Consider the following 16517-nt stretch of genomic DNA (forward strand, 5'->3'; position numbering starts at 1 on the left):
ACCAATATGCCATATGATATAAATGAAGCGTTACCAGAATCTATACAGAAACATTTACCTAAGCATGCTCAAGACATTTATAGGGAAGCATTTAACCATGCTTATAAAGAATATCAAGATCCTGATAAGAAACGCGATAAAGATGACTCAGTAGAAAAAATAAGCCATCGTGTTGCTTGGAGTGCTGTAAAAAAAGTATGAAAAAGGAAGTGATAATGTTTGGCGTGAGAAAAAAGTCTAATACAACCGAACTCCTAATAAAAAATGCAAAGCAGGCATTTTAAAGAATGGGGAACCCTTAAGTGGGCAAACTGCAATTGATTGAGCGCGCAACCAGAAGAAGTGGAGAATATCGGATTCGAACCGATGACCCCTTGCTTGCAAAGCAAGTGCTCTAACCAGCTGAGCTAATCCCCCTTTTGTAGGGCTACAATTAATAGACCTTCTTCAAAACCTATTTGTGATCAGCAGTTTTTAGGAGAAGCGCAGTCGCCAGAATACTAAATGTATTTGAGGAGCATGGACAAGCTTCGACACCAAAATTGCCATTAGCAATAGGTTTTGCAAAAGGTCTAATCTATTGAACCCTTTAGTGTGGAACAAATATAGTGGTGTTGATTGAATAAATCAAAATAAATCCTTTTATTTTGGATATTTTGAGCAAACTATGATTATATCCCTTATTGTAGCGATGTCGTTAAATAGCGTCATTGGCAAGCAAAATAAGCTTCCTTGGCATCTTCCTGCTGATTTGCAAGAATTTAAAAAACAGACACAAGGCCACCATTTGCTAATGGGTAGCCATACTTTTCATGCGATTGGGCGTATTTTACCAGGTCGGATTAGTATAGTAGTCAGTACAAAAATGGATCAGTCCGTTGTTGGTTATCATGTGGTACGCAGTATAGAAGAAGCTATACAGCTGGCAAAAGCCCAAGAAGAATCAGAGTTATTTGTTATTGGCGGAGGAAAGATTTATGAACAAACTTTACCTTTAGCCGATAGAATTTATTTAACAAAGATTCATGCTATTGTACCGGGAGATACCTATTTTCCTGTTCTAGGGAAAGAATGGATAGCATCTGCGATGCGTTCTTGTAAAGCAGATGCAAAAAATCCTTATGATTATGAATTTATTCTATTAGAAAAGGAATGCAAGAAATAATCATGCTGTCTTTTAAATTATAGCTAATATGTACATTAGACCTTCTGCAAAACCTATTGCTAAATGGCAATTTTGTGGTCTATGCTCCTCAAATACATTTAGTATGCTGCGGTGCTCGACTGCGCTTCTCCTAAAAACTGCTGATCACAAATAGGTTTTGAAGAAGGCCTTGTAAGGTTTTATCTACTTTATGGAATCTTTTTTTTGCTAAAATAGATTTACTATTAAATAGGCAAAAATAAAACCTTTTAAATTTTTTTCTTAAATTGCCTTCATTTATAAGTCTAATCTAAGTGGGGCAGTATAAAGTAGTTTTGAAGCGCAGGGGGCAGACTTTTAGGATATCGAAGTGGCTATGGTCATTAGTTTCAATGATTTCAATGAGACAAAAAACATCAAAGAAAATAGATTAAAAATTCTTTTGATAGCAGCATAGTCCCCATATTCAAATCACAAAAAAATAACTATGGAATTTACCATATCATCGGCTTTGCTTTCACAGCAGCTAACTGCCATTAGTGGGGTTATAACCCGTAATCCGGTTGTTCCAATCTTAGAAAATTTTCTTTTTCAGATAGATCACAATCGTTTAGTGGTTACAGCATCAGATTTGCAGACCTCTATTAGCGCTACTTTGGCCATTCAATCAGATGCGCAAATAAGTGTGGCCATACCTGCTCGTATGTTGCTGGATACGGTTAAGAACCTACCAGAGCAGTCTATTAGCTTGGCCATTAACCCAGACTCTTATACTGTTTCTATTAAATCTGATAATGGGCAGTATAAATTGGCAGGGGAGAGTGCCAATGATTTTCCACAGCTAGCTACCTTAGATGATGGCATAGCCTTAGAGGTAGAACTAGATGTGTTGAGGAATATTTTACAAAAAACCATATTTGCAACCAGTAATGATGAGCTAAAGCCTGCTATGTCTGGTGTATATATAGAATTAACCAATGCTATGGCTACTTTTGTAGCCACGGATGGACATCGGTTGGTCCGTTATATTCGTGAAGATCTGAAAGCATCTACACAAAATCCGATTATTGTGCCTAAAAAATCATTGCTACTTTTGAATGGGCTGTTGGGTGGTAGAGATAGGAGGATTGGTTTTATTTTTGATCGACATAAAATCCAATTTAGTATCGATAACATTAAAGTGATTAGTAGATTAGTGGACGAACGATATCCAGACTATGAGAACGTCATACCCAAGGAACATACCAGTAAGCTTACTATAAATAAGCCTGCCTTGGTGAGTGCGCTTAGACGCACAGCTATTTATGCCAATAAAGCAACCCATCAAGTAAAGTTGACCCTTGTGGACAATCAATTGACCATTTCAGCAGAGGATTTGGACTTTTCTAATGAAGCACAGGAGCAACTTATTTGTAACTATGAAGGATTACCCCTAGAAATAGGGTTTAATGCAAAGCTTTTATTAGAGATACTTGCCAGCATCACAACAGAAGAAGTAGAATGCTTTTTCTGGGGGCTAATAAAGCTGTTTTAATTTTTCCTAAAATCCAAAATAAGCAAGAGCATTTGCTGTTGTTAATTATGCCTATTATTTTTTAAGTTTACGCTTTTAATAGAAGACCTTCTTCAAAACCTATTTGTGATCAGCAGTTTTTAGGAGAAGCGCAGTCGAGCACCGCAGCATACTAAATGTATTTGAGGAGCATAGACCACAAAATTGCCATTTAGCAATAGATTTTGCAGAAGGTCTAGACTTGTTTTCGTTTAGATTTTATTCTATGTAACTTGATCCTTATACACTTATGTCATACATCTTTTATATATTTAAATCGATTTTGCTTTATTTATTGCTTATTCCAGGCGTCTCGCATGCAAAGTCATCTTCATCTAAAAATCAGCATCAACCATTAATTGTTTTACTCCATGGATTAGGGAATCATGCATCCTCCTTTAAGTCGATGAAGCAAAAGCTTGAGCAATCCTGCCCTGATGCTTTTGTTTTTACGCCAAAGAGTGTGGAAGGCATGAAGAGCATCGAGCTTTCTATAAGCAAACAGGCTGAAATGATTTTTCAAGAGATTTGCAGCAAGGTAGCAAATCTTAAAGATAGAGCTATACTGTTGGTAGGTCATAGTCAAGGTGCCTTGACTGGTTATGCATTTCTCAAGCAATATGAAGATACTTTAAAAAATATAAAAGGGCTAGTTACGTTAGCTGCGCCATGGGAGGGGCTGCGGGCGCTAGGGTAGATGCTGCCATGTTGGCACAGAATTTGACAGCTTCTGTTTTAAAAGATCTTCGTACTCTTTCGTTTAACCTTGGTTATGCTAAAAATGAGCTTGAAAAGCAGCTTATGTTAAATGTACAGTCCAATCAAGTAGTTTGTTCCCGGCCTGGAGGTAAAGACTTAATGCCAGGTAGTGCTTTTTTAGCTGAGGTTCGAAAGTCCCTTCATAAAGAAAAAGTTCCTATACTAGCAATAGGAGCGGGGCAAAATAATTTTAGAGCGCTTCTGACTAAAAAAAAGGCGCGCCGTTTTAAGCTTAAGGCTTTAAATGATATCTATACTTTTTTTGTAGTTGGTGAAAAACGTATTAATGGTCGCCATGATATGCAGGTTTCAGTTGATAGCCAGCATGCGCTCCATATTGTCCCTAAAAAAAAGAAAAATTTCACAAGATTGCTTATCAAAGATGCCTTTCATAGTTCTTATGTTTTAACAGTACCTGTTCCAAAAGATAAAGCTATATTGTGTCATCCTACTGCATTGGGTGCAGTTGTCAATTTTGCTAAAACCATCTTCAAGTAGGGGATATCCCTTTATAGGGGAGTTTTTTATTTTGAGGTAGTGTGGCGATACGATTGAATCGATAGGCAAAGGTAGTTCACTTATAGCTGTTGGAGTAGTGTCTGAGTGGTTGAAGGTATCCGTCTCGAAAACGGGTGTACCCTGAAAAAGGTACCGGGGGTTCGAATCCCTCCTACTCCGCTTGCAGCTAAAATAGGCAAAACCAGCTACCATTTTAGCACTATCTTTCCAGCTAATTTTTTCATCAGTGCTTGATTTTTTGTTGCTTTTTGATCAGGCAAAAAGTAAAGTAAAAATGCTGTTATGCAAAAGTTATTAGTAACGGGTGGAGCTGGCTTTATAGGTTCTCATTGTATTCAATTATTTTTGAAAAAATATCCTGATTATTATATTGTTAACCTAGATAAGCTTACCTATGCTGCTCGTATAGCCTTTGCACTGCAGGAGCAGCCAAACTACTATTTTGTAGAAGGAGATATAACCGACTTTGCATTGGTCTGGGCATTATTTCAAAAATTTAATTTTGATGGGGTTATTCATTTTGCTGCTGAGTCACATGTAGATAGATCAATTATTGATCCACTTCTTTTTATAAAGACCAATATAGAGGGCACTGGTGTGCTGTTGCATGCAGCTTATAGCCATTGGTTTAAAGCAGCAAGTCAGCCAAGAAATCCGAATCATCGGTTTGTATATATTTCTACGGATGAAGTCTATGGTGCATTAGATGATCACAATAAACAGTTTACAGAAACCGATGCTCTTGCGCCAAGTAATCCCTATAGTGCCAGCAAGGCTGCAGGGGAATGTTTGGTTAGCGCTTATGCCCATACATATGGGCTTCATACAGTTATTACCCGTTCGACCAATAATTATGGGCGGTACCAATATCCAGAGAAATTGATTCCTATGGTTCTAAAAAATGCATTACAAGCGCAACCTATTCCATTGCATGGAGATGGAAGTAGCATTCGAGATTGGTTGCATGTGGAGGACCATTGTAGGGCTATCGATTGCATTTTTCATAAAGGCCAAATTGGCCAATCTTATAATATTGGTGCCAATGAAGAGTGGACCAATCTTGAAATCACATGGATGATTTGCCAAATACTAGATCGTTTGAAACCGCTAAGCGGAAGATCTTACACTTCTTTTATTCGCTTTACTACTGAAAGAATAGGCCAAGATAGACGCTATGCACTTGACTGCACAAAAATTAAAGAAACACTAGGATGGGCGCCATCTATTGCGCTACAAGAAGGCATAGAGCATCTTGTGCGTAGTGAGATCGAACAAGATTAAACTTTTTTACCACTGGCTTAAATAGATACCTCTCTCGAATTATTTAACATTTTATACAATCGTATTCGACCAGTTAGAAATTTTATAAGCTCTTAGCCGATAATTATATAAGTTGCTCGATCTGGTAACGGGATAGACCAGTAATAAACACGATATCTTCCAATCGATAGCCCTTTGAAAGCATCGCTTTAGCGATCTCTATGCTTCTTTCTTCTTTTCCCTCTAGCTTTCCTCTAATTTTAATTTTTCAGCTACTGACATGGCAACTTGTTTTAATTTTGGATTAGACTTCCTAATGGTTTGTAGTAAATCTGGATTATCATCTACCTCTAACATATACAAAAAAACTGCATCAGCATAGGCAATATAATCTTTTTCTAAAAGATCTACAATTAAGCCTATATGATCGATAACCCACTGATTAAACGAACGAGAAATGCCTTGTTTGAGCACCATGGCTGCAAAAGCCGCCTTTTTATAGCTGAGCAGCTTATACTATATAAATCAACCAGATGAAAGCGGTCAAACATACAAGATTTAGCTAATTCAGGATCTGAAAACATTGATAATAAGCTATTGGAACCTTTATATGCTTTATGGCCATTATAAATGCACACATTTAAGATAACTGGAAGGGCAACATTTCCGTTTTCTTTTAGGTGTTGCCGTATTAACCGAATGTTGTATTCTAGAAATTTTAGTGGCATATAGGGATCCTCAGTCGATTGGTGTTCGATTAAAAGGTAGAGATAACCTTTTTTTCCATTTATATTGGTTCTGAATACCAAATCAGATTCTCCCCTTCTACCAACTGGATCAACAAAGCTTTTATCCGTTAAATGCAAGGCTTCTTGATCTATTTTACTGAGTAGGTCAGGCGTTATATTAGCAGCTAAGAAGTCTAATATAGCTTCTTTATTACAGAAGGTGCTCTTAAATACCCTATCATGGGGCTGTGAATCTTTCTTATCCTTTTTCTTGTCTTTGTGCTTACTCATGTGATGAATATTATAATAAATCAGTTTAGCGGTATGGTCATGCTACCCCCAAGACAAGCAAAAAATCAACTGTACATGTCGTTATTTTTTTTCACAAATCTGTAGTGCCTGTTCCGCTGCGTTTGCTAATGCTTCTACAATTTTAGCATTTAAGTATTTCTTTGCTAGCTCAATATCTATTGTAAGTGTTTCTTGCGCCATGTATTTTAATTCATCTAGATGGGTATAGCTTTCAGCATGCCGTAGGTCATACAGTCGTTCGGCCAATTTAATGCAAAGCACAAAAAGCTGTTCTCGATTGATTACTTGCTTCAGGGCATTTCCAATATAAAGCCCACATGGCTCCATGCCCTGGCGGTCATTTACTGTTAAAATACTTTCAATCAGCGAGTAAATATTTAAATCGTAGTTGGCTTTAATATAAGCAAGTGGTAAATCCGCATAATGAACCAAGTCATAAAGCAAAACAACATAAATCGGTTCCGGATAGAACCGTATCCATTCTGCAACCAATTGTGCAATACTTATCGCACGGATATATAACAGTTGTCCGGATATATGTCGTCTGAAACCATAACACCTCCTCATCAATAGCAGTATTTCATCTACTACAGCCTTACGGGCCTCGGATATCTCTAAAAGATGTTGATAAGACTTTATAAATATTTCCATTGATTGATCCATTTCTTTTTGGGATATAGAAACATTTAAAGGAAGTATCTTGGCAATCATTGCATCTCGAACCGCTGCTACATTACAAGGCAGTACTATCAGCATAGGTCTTTTTTTCGAGAGGGGAAAACGTAGGTAACCATAATGGGCACGAACGGCTCGTTCTATGATGCGTTTTTCAAGATGTATGCGCTCTGAATCTGTCTGACTACTGTGCCATTTGAGCTCCCTACCCTCTGTAATATCCTTATAATGGCTTTTAATTTTTGGTAATATCGCTACAGGTGTAGTGGAGGTGCTGATTACCAAGGCTATAGCTGGGAAGCTTGTTTCTGAATGGTAGCCACTTTCTTGGGCATTTTTCTGCGCATATTTTAAATGAGCGGTATGTAATTGAATTTTTATAACTTCCCCTTTTGGGGCATCTAGGTTAGCGGTACGCAAAACAATAGGAACCAATGATTGAATCATATGGCTAATGTCACATGTGATCTTTTTAGGAATGCGGTCATCTTTTCTTTCTACTACTACTTTTGGGGTTGGTGAAGCCTTAGCTTGTAATGCAGCCTCTAGTTTGGAGATCAGTTCATCTATAGTGATTTCACTTGGCATTAATAATATCTGGTCTATAGACCTGGCACGTTGCTTTAAAAAAGTAGTAAAAGTGGTAAAATGGTCGATAATACTTTGAATATCTTGCTTATACAGTGGTTTATTATCTAAATAGGACATAAATTCAGTAACGCCCTGCATCGCTTTTTCTACACAAGGTTCAGCATTTTTTAGGTTTTTGGAGCCATTTTCTAACTGCGCGTTATTCGTTTGTATCGGTTCATCTTTCTTGGTTTCTGTTAGGTTTACTTGACTTTTTAAGTAGCGGTTATAAAGTGTATAGGCAGTTATTTTGCGTTTATTATAAATAATAATGCTAAAAACTATTAAGCCAAAGCCTAATAGCGATAGCAAAGAATCATTTGATGTCAAGAGTTGATCTATGCCTATGTTATAAATTGCGCAACAGATTACTAACAATGTACAGGCTACTAGTTTTATGCTTATATACAGGGGTAATACAAATAAAGTGGCAGATAAATGTGCTACAGACAAGGTTAGTGTAAATTGATAGTCTTGCACATGAAACCAATGCCAAAAGACATTTATAGGAAGGCAAAAAACGGTGCATATTAGCCACGATCGACCAATTTTCCAGGATGGTACCTTTTTTTTCGAAGCAATGCCATGCCCTATCAGCCAAATACCTATACAGAGTTGGAGTATATACCAATAAATAGTCAACCCGCCACTTATGTAATCTAATATAGTGGTGAGTATAACGTAACACCCTGTACATCCGATTATCGCATCACTTGGTCTTAGTTTAGCTAATTTTTCTTTCATAGAAGCAGATTTTAACCTTTTTTTTATGTAGGCTTTTTTTCGTGTATCGCTTGTTGAATCGCTCTAATTTCATCAGCAAATTCTTTATGATTTAGATCATGTTCGCCAGATGGAGCGGCACTTTGATGCAGGTAAAAAGCTACTACTAGCGCCAATAGCAAAAAAGGTAATGCCATAAGGAAGGGAGTATTGAATGACATTGTACAATAGATTATAGATTGCTAAGTAAAAATAGACACCCTATACAATTATAAGAATAAATTCAAGTATTTTAGCTCGTTTTGCTTAAAAATGCTAAATACCTAAAAAAATCTTGCTGATTTAATATTTCTGGTGATTGAAGTGGCTCAATAGAGCTTTTTTGAAATTGGATTGTTAATGGCAATGATTAGCGTTTTAGCTAGGAAGGAGGAGAAATTTGCATCTTACCTTTTGGTTTAAATAAAAGGTAAGATGCAAATTAAGAAGTGATTGGCTTTAGCGCTACTTTTTAATGACTGGCTTGTTTCGCAACATTACCTATCATCTGATTTTTTCTATTAAAGTTGTAGCTATAGTCAAAGTCATAAGGTGCCAATTGATAATACTGCGCTGCTTCAGATTGTTCTGTTTCTTTTGTTGTATTATAACCATATTGTTCTTTTATATACTTTTCACAAGTATAGCTGTTTGGATCTGGTAAGCTGCTAACCGCACTATGCTGTATACTATTGATTACATAATCAACCCATTTAAGCTTTTGGGCATTGTTGGCGTATTCACGCCAATCTCCATACATAGATTTCTCGTAGAGTTTTTTCTCAAATGCTACAAGTGATATTCCCATTTTTTTTGCAACCCTTCCGCCTGAACGCTTCCAAATTGTATTAAGAAATTCATAATGCTCCTTTGTTTCTCTGAGATTACCCCAAACACAAGATAAAGGCTGGTGGTGTAAGATGAGTGCATTTGGATAAGCATAAGATTTAGTAGCTAATGTAGTAATCAAAGCGGCCATGGAACCAGCGTATGTTTTTACCACCACATAGACAGGTGCTTTACTATGCTCTATGGCTTGTAAAATATTCCAGCCTGCCATTATAGAACCGCCTGGAGAATCACCAATAACAATAAATATAGGATAATCTCCATTTTTATTATTAAAATAATGAATTTGATCTACAATGTAATTTGCTTTCCAGGGAGTAATATGACCATTTAAGTCAATACATCGATCGGAGAGGATTAAGGTATTGCTGCGTTTGTCCAATGGATCTTTCAGGTAGATGGGTTTTTTTGTAATATATTTACCCCGTTCTGATTCAGCTTGCAAGGCTTCTATTTCTGCTTTTTTCCGATGGCTTTGCTCCTGTAGCAGTTGTACTTGCCCTTTTTCTAGTTGTATTTTTTTATCTAACATGGCTAATGCCACATCATGCTCCATCATTTGTTTGGTAAACCTAGCCTTTTCGAGCTCTAATTCCATGGTAAGCCTTTCTTTTTCCATGTTTAGTACAAGCATCTCGTGGTCATGCTTCTTCCGAAGGTTTTCATCTTCTATTTCTTTGCCCAAGCGCTGACATTCTTTTTTAATACGGAGCTCTTCAATTTTAGCAATAACAGCTGAAAGTTTTTTTTCCAAAAGTGCGCGATTCAGTGCATTTTCTGCTTCTAGCTTACTTTGTAGCTTCTTGTTTGCCGCAATGATGGCATCATCGGAGTCATCGGATTTTTTTTGTTTGACAGGAGCAACAATAGCTACTTTTTTTTCCTTTCCCCCCTTTTTTTCTTGTTTTGCTAATGCGCTATTATTACCTGTGATGAGTAATGTGCAAATAGAGAGGCCTAATTTTATTAAACCACGGTTATTATTTAAACCTACCATCTTAAATATTTATTTAGTTTATATTTTTTTGTTGTCCGGCTAGGGGTCGAACCTAGAGTCTTCTGGACCAAAACCAGACGTGTTGCCATTACACTACCGGACAGTATTAAGGCAAACTGTAATCACAAATCTATTAATTTAATTAGAAAAAAGGAAGCAATCATCTGTTTTTTATGGTTTAACTTTTACTTTTATACATTTAGGGCGTGTAGGGCAATATAGGTTTTTTATTCAAAATAAGTTGGATAGGATAGTCCAAAGTCGTATAATGCAGTAGGCCTGGTTTGACCATTTAGGGCAGTAGAGCTTCTGCAAAACCTATTGCTAAATGGCAATTTTGGCGCTTGTTTATGCTCCTCAAATACATTTAGTATTCTGGCGACTGCGCTTCTCCTAAAAACTGCTGATCACAAATAGGTTTTGCAGAAGCTCTAGTTTATGCTAACCGTTTGCTTCTCCTTTTGAGGCAATTTAGTATAATTTTAGGTTTGGATTGTTTTTTTATTTAAAAGTTGCAATGTCGTTTAATATTCTACCTTTTGTTATAATATTAATCTTATTATTGCTGAAATCTTCTTTTACAAAAGAACGATTGTCTAAGCTGAAGCCAAGTGATGCCATGATGGCATTGATAGGGTGCTACGTTATATGCACTACTATATTAGATTATGCAAGTGAGGGTTTTATCTATTGGTATCTACTTCAATTTATTACAGCTATTTCGCTTATAGGTTATGCAATCGATTCCAAGAAAGAAGTTCCATCCTGGAAAATTGGTCGGCGTTGGTTGATAAGTGTGGTTTTCTGTCTTCCTATAAATGTGCTTTGGAACTGGTCAGGGTTGGTGCAAGCGCCATCTGTTTTTGCGTTGGCTTTATCTGTGGCCCATTTGACTTTAACTTTGTTTGTATTGCCATTGCGCATAAGCGTAAGGCTAGTATCGGTTATGTTGTTGGTAATTATTTATGCGATATCCCGCAATGGTATGGGTCTATTATTATCGGAATCAGGTGTTTTTTTAATATCCTTGTTGGGATTAAGTCTAATGATTTTTTTCATTATTGTTTATAATAAGCGTAAACTAGCTAGTTACAAGCATCATGGCCATTACCTAAAAAGCAAAATACAAGAGAAACAACTCAAAGAGCAGGAAGAACAGCAATCAGGGTTTGACTTATATTCGGATCTAGAGACGGTGCGTAATAACCCAATGGAAGCACACACTTTTATAGATCAAGTCATGAAGGAGGCTACACAATTTATTTCCTATTTAGATAGTAGGCCGCTGTATAAAGAAGATTTAGATCTTATTACCAATAATTTTGTTATTTGGGATATTTTTCTAAAACAGCGTGCCAGATCTAGAAATCATATCATATTGATACCAGTTGAGGTGAGCCTTGATGAGTTGGTGCGTAAGTTAGAGGTTGCGCTAGACCTGGAAAGTAAAACGCATCCTATTCCTAAGCTGTTAATAGAGCCTAAAGATCATAAGCTTCCTGAAAAGATCATATGTGATGCCAACCAGATGGTCTCTTTATTAATAATGCCTGTTATTTTAAGTATTGCCAGCTTAGATTCTTCAAAAGATAGGTTTGTAACGGTTCAATTATATACCACCTATTTAAAATATGAGCCAAGAAACCCTGCTAAGGATACATCTGCTACAGATGGCTGCTTTCCTGCTATCGCTTTGGTGATTGGCAATGCTGTTATTCCTCAAGAAGCGTTACCTAAAATTAAAAGTTATTATCAAGATGTTACGGTAGGTAGTGAGTTTAGTTGGCACAGTGTGGTGCAAAAGGAATCAGAATGGACCAGTATGGAAAAGCGAAGTATAGAACGGATTGTTCGTATTCACTATGGTTACTTGCAATTTCCGGCTTCCCATAAAAGACCTATACTTATAGTGGTGCCTTGTAATGTAGCCGCTGTGCGGGATGAAATGATTTCCAGAATACTACCTTCAGATCCTTCTATTAGCTATAGAGAATTTAAAGAATCTATGGTAACCTTAACCAAAGCCTATAACAATCTTTGCACGGTGGCTGATATGCGTACCATTGTATTAGATGAACTTTTCCTGCTGGTAAGGCGTTGTTATGGTTTTAGGCGGCATGCATCAGGTCAATTATTCTATGTACGTGCTTTAGATATTGCCCAATTGGTAGCAGAATGGGTGCCCTATCAACCAAGACCGGTTTATTTCAGTGTCCTATATGGCTTGGTACGTTATGCAGGTTTACCACTTGCTTATGTTAAAGCCAATTATAGTATGGATGTCTACCACTTTGTGGAAAGCATTGTAGCCGTCAATAAGCGCCAAGAGATGGAGCCATGTGGACTTTATATCGGTAATCGGCTCAAACGAATCATCAATCGAGAGCAACTCTTTGTGCTTTGTATTAAATTCGCGGAACGATTGTATGACCTCCGGCATGCCAAAGATTATATCCACTTGGAGGAGGTTAAATATATGGCCCAAGAAACCCTTACAATAGATATTGAGCTTGGAAAAAAATATTTAAACGCTAAAATCGTAGAAGAATTGGTACAGGCAGCCAACCAGGCATTAGAAGTCTGTGAAGGAACATGTTAGCAGGTGCCCTTTATCAGGCAAAAAGTAAGACAAACCTTCCTTAAAGGCTTTAATCAATGATATGAAACCCTGTATAAGGTTGTAAGGCCTTTGGGATCTGAATCCCTCTGGGGTTTGATTCCATTCTAATAGTGCGGCTAGAATACGTGGCAGGGCGAGTCCACTTCCATTTAAGGTATGTAAAAGACAACTTTTTTTATCCTTGTCTTTATACCTTAATGATAATCTATTGGACTGGAAGGTTTCAAAGTTACTGATTGAGCTTACTTCTAGCCACTTATCTTGGCCTATAGCGTGTACTTCTATATCGTAGGTCATAGCAGCGCAAAAACCTAAATCTCCACTACAAAGTTTTACAATACGATAGGGTAGTTCCAGCGCTTCTACCAGCCCTTGCACATAGGTTAACATCGTTTCTAGGTTTTCGTAAGAATCCTCAGGATGGCAAATCTGAACCAGTTCTACTTTGTCAAATTGATGTAGCCTATTGAGGCCACGCACATCGGCTCCCCAAGAACCTGCTTCACGTCTAAAGCAAGGGGTATATCCTACATGCTTAATGGGTAAGGTAGCCGCTGCTACCATTGTATCACGATAGATGTTTGTAATAGATACTTCTGCCGTAGGAATCAGATACAATTGTACTGAAGGTATCTGATACATTTGACTTTCTTTGTCAGGTAATTGACCCGTTGCATAAGCAGATGCTTCATTTACCAAAATAGGCGGTTGAATTTCTGTATAGCCTGCTTTTGATGCTTGATCCAAAAAAAAGTTGATGAGCGCACGTTGTAACTTAGCGCCTTTTCCCTTGTATACTGGAAAACCAGCACCTGTAATTTTATTGCCCAGTTCAAAGTCAACCAGGTCATATTTTTTAATTAAATCCCAGTGGGCCCACGCTACACTTTTGGAACTTGGTGTGGTTTGATGGATAATCAGGTTGTCCTGAGCGTGGTTGCCAATCGGTACGTTTGCATGCGGCAGGTTGGGCAGCGCATACAGCTGCTCCAATAGCACCGATGTATATCCCTTAAACTGTTGCGTCAACTGCTTAGCCCTTTCTTTTAATTGGTTAACCTCGCTTTTTTTAGCTTCTAATAGTGCTGCCTCTCCTTGTAGCCGCAACGCATCGCCTATTTCTTTATTCAGCTTATTGAGTGTAGCGGCTAGGTTGTCTAGTTGAGACTGTGTAGCCCGTTTTTCTATGTCTAGTTTGCAGATGGCCTCAACTAGCATTGCTGCATTGGATAAGCCTCTTTTATGTAGGCCATCTATTACTGCCTTTTTATCTGTTCTTATACGATGTAAGTCAATCATTGTAAGTCAATCATTCTATTTGCCGTTTAAACATTGCAATATAGTATACATTAACCTAAAATTACAGCGTTTTAAGCAGTCGATCTGTAGACCTTCTGCAAAACCTATTGCTAAATGGCAATTTTGTGGTCTATGCTCCTCAAATACATCTAGTATTCTGGCGACTGCGCTTCTCCTAAAAACTGCTGATCACAAATAGATTTTGCAGAAGGTCTTATTTTTTCAGGGTTGCTCTTTTTGAATTTTTCAAATTATAGTTGTATAATTGTTCATGTTGGTTTGCTATGGGGCTGCACTCGGAGCCCTACATTAATATTCATTCCTTATTACAGCTGTTCTATATTCTGTATGTACAGAGATACCCTTATTTTCGACTATTCTTACTAGATTTAAAAAAGCGAAATCAGAACAAATAAGAAGGTGATATGCTATTAACGCAGCTATTACTGTTGCTTGGCAATGAAACTATATTATAAAATGGCTGATCGAAAGATTTGCATCACCACAAGTTGTTGCGGTCTTAAAGGTGGCTTTATGTAGCGTTTCGAAGCGCTTGATTAGATAATTCTTTTTATGGATTGATTATCATTTAAAAAATACCATAGACCTTCTGCAAAATCTATTTGTGATCAGCAGTTTTTAGGAGAAGCGCAGTCGCCAGAATACTAGATGTATTTGAGGAGCATAGACCACAAAATTGCCATTTAGCAATAGGCTTTGCAGAAGGTCTTATTTTGGATGCATGTTCACATGTTTAACTTACATACTATATCATATAGGTTTACGATTACTCATTTTATTTTTAATGGGCTTTATTTAACTTACACCTAACTCAATCATGTACAATATCGGAGAGCTCAATCAAAAACTTATTTCTGAGTTACGCGAAATAGCAGAAAAATTTAAAGTTAAAAGCTATAAAACGCTTTTAAAAGAGGAACTTATTTATAAAATATTGGACCAACAGGCGGTACTTCCGGAGATAAAAAAGCATCATGAAGTGGTTGCTGCACCACTACAACCAAAGGAAGCCACCCCATCTGTATTGCCCAAGAAGGGTTATATAAAATCTAGAGCAGTGGAAGCACAGGTTGAGTCTAGCCTACAAGGTAAAAACAGTGAGGGCCCAGATCCAGAAAAGCCAGCTGTGGCGGAACGTTCTCCTATTTCGGCTGTAAAAGAACCAAAAGAAGCCCCTCCTTCATGTGAAAAGTATAAAAAAGAAGCAGCTAGCCTGCATAACTTGGATACCACTATTGAAGGGGAGGGTGTGCTAGAGATTATGCAAGACGGCTATGGATTTTTACGTTCATCTGACTATCACTATTTAGCTAGCCCAGACGATGTGTATGTATCGCCCTCTCAAATCAAGTTATTTAATCTAAAAACAGGTGATACCATTCGTGGTAAAATACGTCCACCCAAAGAAGGGGAAAAATACTTTGCCCTTTTAAAGGTAATTTACATGAATGGTGTAACTATAGAGGAGGGCCGCAATCGTATTCCGTTTGAGCATCTGACGCCCCTTTTCCCACATGATAAGTTGCATATTTCCAATGGGGCCAGCCAATATTCAACGCGTATTATGGATTTGTTTTCTCCTATTGGTAAGGGGCAACGTGGTATGATTGTAGCGCAGCCTAAGACTGGTAAAACGGTATTATTAAAAGAGATTGCCAATGCCATTGCATGCAATCATCCAGAAGTTTATTTGATTGTGCTCCTTATTGGGGAACGCCCAGAGGAGGTGACGGATATGGCTAGAAATGTAAAAGCAGAGGTTATTGCTTCCACCTTTGATGAGCAGGCTGAGCGGCACGTAAAAGTTTCTAATATTGTTTTGGAAAAGGCAAAGAGAATGGTAGAATGTGGCCGTGATGTGGTTATCCTGTTGGATTCTATTACCCGATTGGCTCGGGCACACAATACAGTTAGCCCTTCTTCTGGAAAGATACTTTCTGGTGGTATTGATGCCAATGCACTGCATAAACCCCAGCGGTTTTTTGGTGCAGCCCGTAATGTGGAGAATGGGGGGTCGCTGACCATTTTGGCTACAGCACTTATTGATACAGGCTCTAAAATGGATGAAGTGATTTTTGAAGAATTCAAAGGTACGGGTAATATGGAGCTGCAATTGGATCGTAAGTTGGCCAATAAACGCATCTATCCAGCTATTGATGTACCTGCCTCTGGAACAAGGCATGAAGAATTACTGATCGGAAAAGAGGAACTAGCGCGCATCTGGATACTGCGTAATATCATGGCAGATATGAGTTCTACAGAAGCTATGGATTTTCTACTTAAGAAGATGAGGGGTACACGTAACAATGAGGAATTTTTGGTCTCTATGAGCAATTAGGGAAGTATATTTAGACTGTCTAATTTTATCTATCCATTTGGCCTCCTCCAAT

Annotated in this window: 14 protein-coding genes and 3 tRNA genes; 9 read left to right on the forward strand and 8 right to left on the reverse strand. The window is 37.7% G+C overall.

Features of this window, described 5'->3' with window-relative positions:
* The first annotated feature begins 6 nt into the window (after positions 1-6).
* A complete protein-coding gene (locus tag FPG78_RS01665) occupies positions 7-201 on the forward strand; it encodes a ChaB family protein (RefSeq protein WP_223261943.1) in 195 nt (64 codons plus the stop codon).
* A 142-nt stretch (positions 202-343) separates the two neighbouring features.
* On the opposite strand, the gene FPG78_RS01670 is transcribed toward FPG78_RS01665, so the two are convergent.
* Positions 344-417, reverse strand: a tRNA-Ala gene (locus FPG78_RS01670).
* Between the two features lie 250 nt (positions 418-667).
* On the opposite strand from FPG78_RS01670, the gene FPG78_RS01675 reads away from it, so the two are divergent.
* The 6 genes from FPG78_RS01675 (at position 668) to rfbB (ending at position 5255) form a co-directional block, all read left to right on the forward strand.
* Positions 668-1165, forward strand: a complete 498-nt coding sequence (locus FPG78_RS01675; protein WP_186292400.1) for a dihydrofolate reductase — start codon at positions 668-670, stop codon at positions 1163-1165.
* A 466-nt stretch (positions 1166-1631) separates the two neighbouring features.
* A complete protein-coding gene (dnaN, locus tag FPG78_RS01680) occupies positions 1632-2678 on the forward strand; it encodes a DNA polymerase III subunit beta (RefSeq protein WP_223261944.1) in 1047 nt (348 codons plus the stop codon).
* A 268-nt stretch (positions 2679-2946) separates the two neighbouring features.
* A complete protein-coding gene (locus tag FPG78_RS01685; protein WP_144086334.1) occupies positions 2947-3393 on the forward strand; it encodes an esterase/lipase family protein in 447 nt (148 codons plus the stop codon).
* A complete protein-coding gene (locus tag FPG78_RS01690) occupies positions 3366-3953 on the forward strand; it encodes a hypothetical protein (protein WP_144086335.1) in 588 nt (195 codons plus the stop codon). Before FPG78_RS01685 ends, FPG78_RS01690 begins: the two co-directional genes overlap by 28 nt.
* 91 nt (positions 3954-4044) lie before the next feature.
* Positions 4045-4133 (forward strand) — tRNA-Ser (locus FPG78_RS01695).
* A 123-nt stretch (positions 4134-4256) separates the two neighbouring features.
* Entirely contained in the window at positions 4257-5255 is a 999-nt protein-coding gene (rfbB, locus tag FPG78_RS01700) for a dTDP-glucose 4,6-dehydratase (RefSeq protein WP_144086336.1), read from the forward strand.
* Between the two features lie 222 nt (positions 5256-5477).
* Here rfbB and FPG78_RS07520 read toward each other — a convergent pair whose 3' ends face one another.
* The 6 genes from FPG78_RS07520 to FPG78_RS01720 all read right to left on the reverse strand — a co-directional run bounded on the left by FPG78_RS07520 (position 5478) and on the right by FPG78_RS01720 (position 10290).
* Positions 5478-5711 carry a hypothetical protein gene (locus tag FPG78_RS07520; RefSeq protein WP_223261945.1) on the reverse strand — a complete coding sequence of 78 codons (234 nt, stop codon included), beginning with the start codon at positions 5709-5711 and terminating at the stop codon, positions 5478-5480.
* Positions 5654-6253 (reverse strand): Rpn family recombination-promoting nuclease/putative transposase, encoded by a 600-nt coding sequence (locus tag FPG78_RS01705; RefSeq protein ID WP_223261946.1) that lies wholly within the window; start codon positions 6251-6253, stop codon positions 5654-5656. The genes FPG78_RS07520 and FPG78_RS01705 overlap by 58 nt, the downstream gene beginning before the upstream one ends.
* An 81-nt stretch (positions 6254-6334) precedes the next feature.
* Positions 6335-8323: an HD domain-containing protein gene (locus FPG78_RS01710; protein WP_144086337.1), complete on the reverse strand. Its 1989-nt coding sequence runs from the start codon at positions 8321-8323 to the stop codon at positions 6335-6337.
* 23 nt (positions 8324-8346) lie between these two features.
* A complete protein-coding gene (locus tag FPG78_RS07070) occupies positions 8347-8499 on the reverse strand; it encodes a hypothetical protein (RefSeq protein ID WP_186292401.1) in 153 nt (50 codons plus the stop codon).
* A gap of 314 nt (positions 8500-8813) precedes the next feature.
* Positions 8814-10187 carry an ATP-dependent Clp protease proteolytic subunit gene (locus FPG78_RS01715; RefSeq protein ID WP_144086338.1) on the reverse strand — a complete coding sequence of 458 codons (1374 nt, stop codon included), beginning with the start codon at positions 10185-10187 and terminating at the stop codon, positions 8814-8816.
* Between the two features lie 31 nt (positions 10188-10218).
* Positions 10219-10290: transfer RNA gene (locus FPG78_RS01720), tRNA-Gln, on the reverse strand.
* 414 nt (positions 10291-10704) lie between these two features.
* Here FPG78_RS01720 and FPG78_RS01725 point away from each other — a divergent pair.
* Complete coding sequence (locus FPG78_RS01725; RefSeq protein ID WP_144086339.1) at positions 10705-12786, forward strand: UPF0223 family protein; 2082 nt, start codon at positions 10705-10707, stop codon at positions 12784-12786.
* Here FPG78_RS01725 and serS read toward each other — a convergent pair.
* Positions 12760-14106, reverse strand: coding sequence for a serine--tRNA ligase (gene serS, locus FPG78_RS01730; RefSeq protein WP_320411049.1), 1347 nt, complete (start codon positions 14104-14106; stop codon positions 12760-12762). The two genes, FPG78_RS01725 and serS, sit on opposite strands and share 27 nt — an antisense overlap.
* Positions 14107-14944: 838 nt before the next feature.
* Here serS and rho point away from each other — a divergent pair.
* Positions 14945-16465, forward strand: a complete 1521-nt coding sequence (gene rho, locus FPG78_RS01735) for a transcription termination factor Rho (protein WP_144086340.1) — start codon at positions 14945-14947, stop codon at positions 16463-16465.
* The last annotated feature ends 52 nt before the right edge of the window (positions 16466-16517 follow it).

Source organism: Cardinium endosymbiont of Dermatophagoides farinae (genome assembly GCF_007559345.1).
GTDB lineage: Bacteria > Bacteroidota > Bacteroidia > Cytophagales > Amoebophilaceae > Cardinium.

Excerpts from the sequence above, each read along its gene's own strand:
- FPG78_RS01665 (WP_223261943.1), top strand. The coding sequence starts at position 7 with ATGCCATATGATATAAATGAAGCGTTACCAGAATCTATACAGAAACAT.
- FPG78_RS01675 (WP_186292400.1), top strand. The coding sequence starts at position 668 with ATGATTATATCCCTTATTGTAGCGATGTCGTTAAATAGCGTCATTGGC.
- dnaN (WP_223261944.1), top strand. The coding sequence starts at position 1,632 with ATGGAATTTACCATATCATCGGCTTTGCTTTCACAGCAGCTAACTGCC.
- FPG78_RS01685 (WP_144086334.1), top strand. The coding sequence starts at position 2,947 with ATGTCATACATCTTTTATATATTTAAATCGATTTTGCTTTATTTATTG.
- FPG78_RS01690 (WP_144086335.1), top strand. The coding sequence starts at position 3,366 with ATGGGAGGGGCTGCGGGCGCTAGGGTAGATGCTGCCATGTTGGCACAG.
- rfbB (WP_144086336.1), top strand. The coding sequence starts at position 4,257 with ATGCAAAAGTTATTAGTAACGGGTGGAGCTGGCTTTATAGGTTCTCAT.
- FPG78_RS07520 (WP_223261945.1), bottom strand. The coding sequence starts at position 5,711 with ATGGTGCTCAAACAAGGCATTTCTCGTTCGTTTAATCAGTGGGTTATC.
- FPG78_RS01705 (WP_223261946.1), bottom strand. The coding sequence starts at position 6,253 with ATGAGTAAGCACAAAGACAAGAAAAAGGATAAGAAAGATTCACAGCCC.
- FPG78_RS01710 (WP_144086337.1), bottom strand. The coding sequence starts at position 8,323 with ATGAAAGAAAAATTAGCTAAACTAAGACCAAGTGATGCGATAATCGGA.
- FPG78_RS07070 (WP_186292401.1), bottom strand. The coding sequence starts at position 8,499 with ATGGCATTACCTTTTTTGCTATTGGCGCTAGTAGTAGCTTTTTACCTG.
- FPG78_RS01715 (WP_144086338.1), bottom strand. The coding sequence starts at position 10,187 with ATGGTAGGTTTAAATAATAACCGTGGTTTAATAAAATTAGGCCTCTCT.
- FPG78_RS01725 (WP_144086339.1), top strand. The coding sequence starts at position 10,705 with ATGTCGTTTAATATTCTACCTTTTGTTATAATATTAATCTTATTATTG.
- serS (WP_320411049.1), bottom strand. The coding sequence starts at position 14,106 with ATGATTGACTTACATCGTATAAGAACAGATAAAAAGGCAGTAATAGAT.
- rho (WP_144086340.1), top strand. The coding sequence starts at position 14,945 with ATGTACAATATCGGAGAGCTCAATCAAAAACTTATTTCTGAGTTACGC.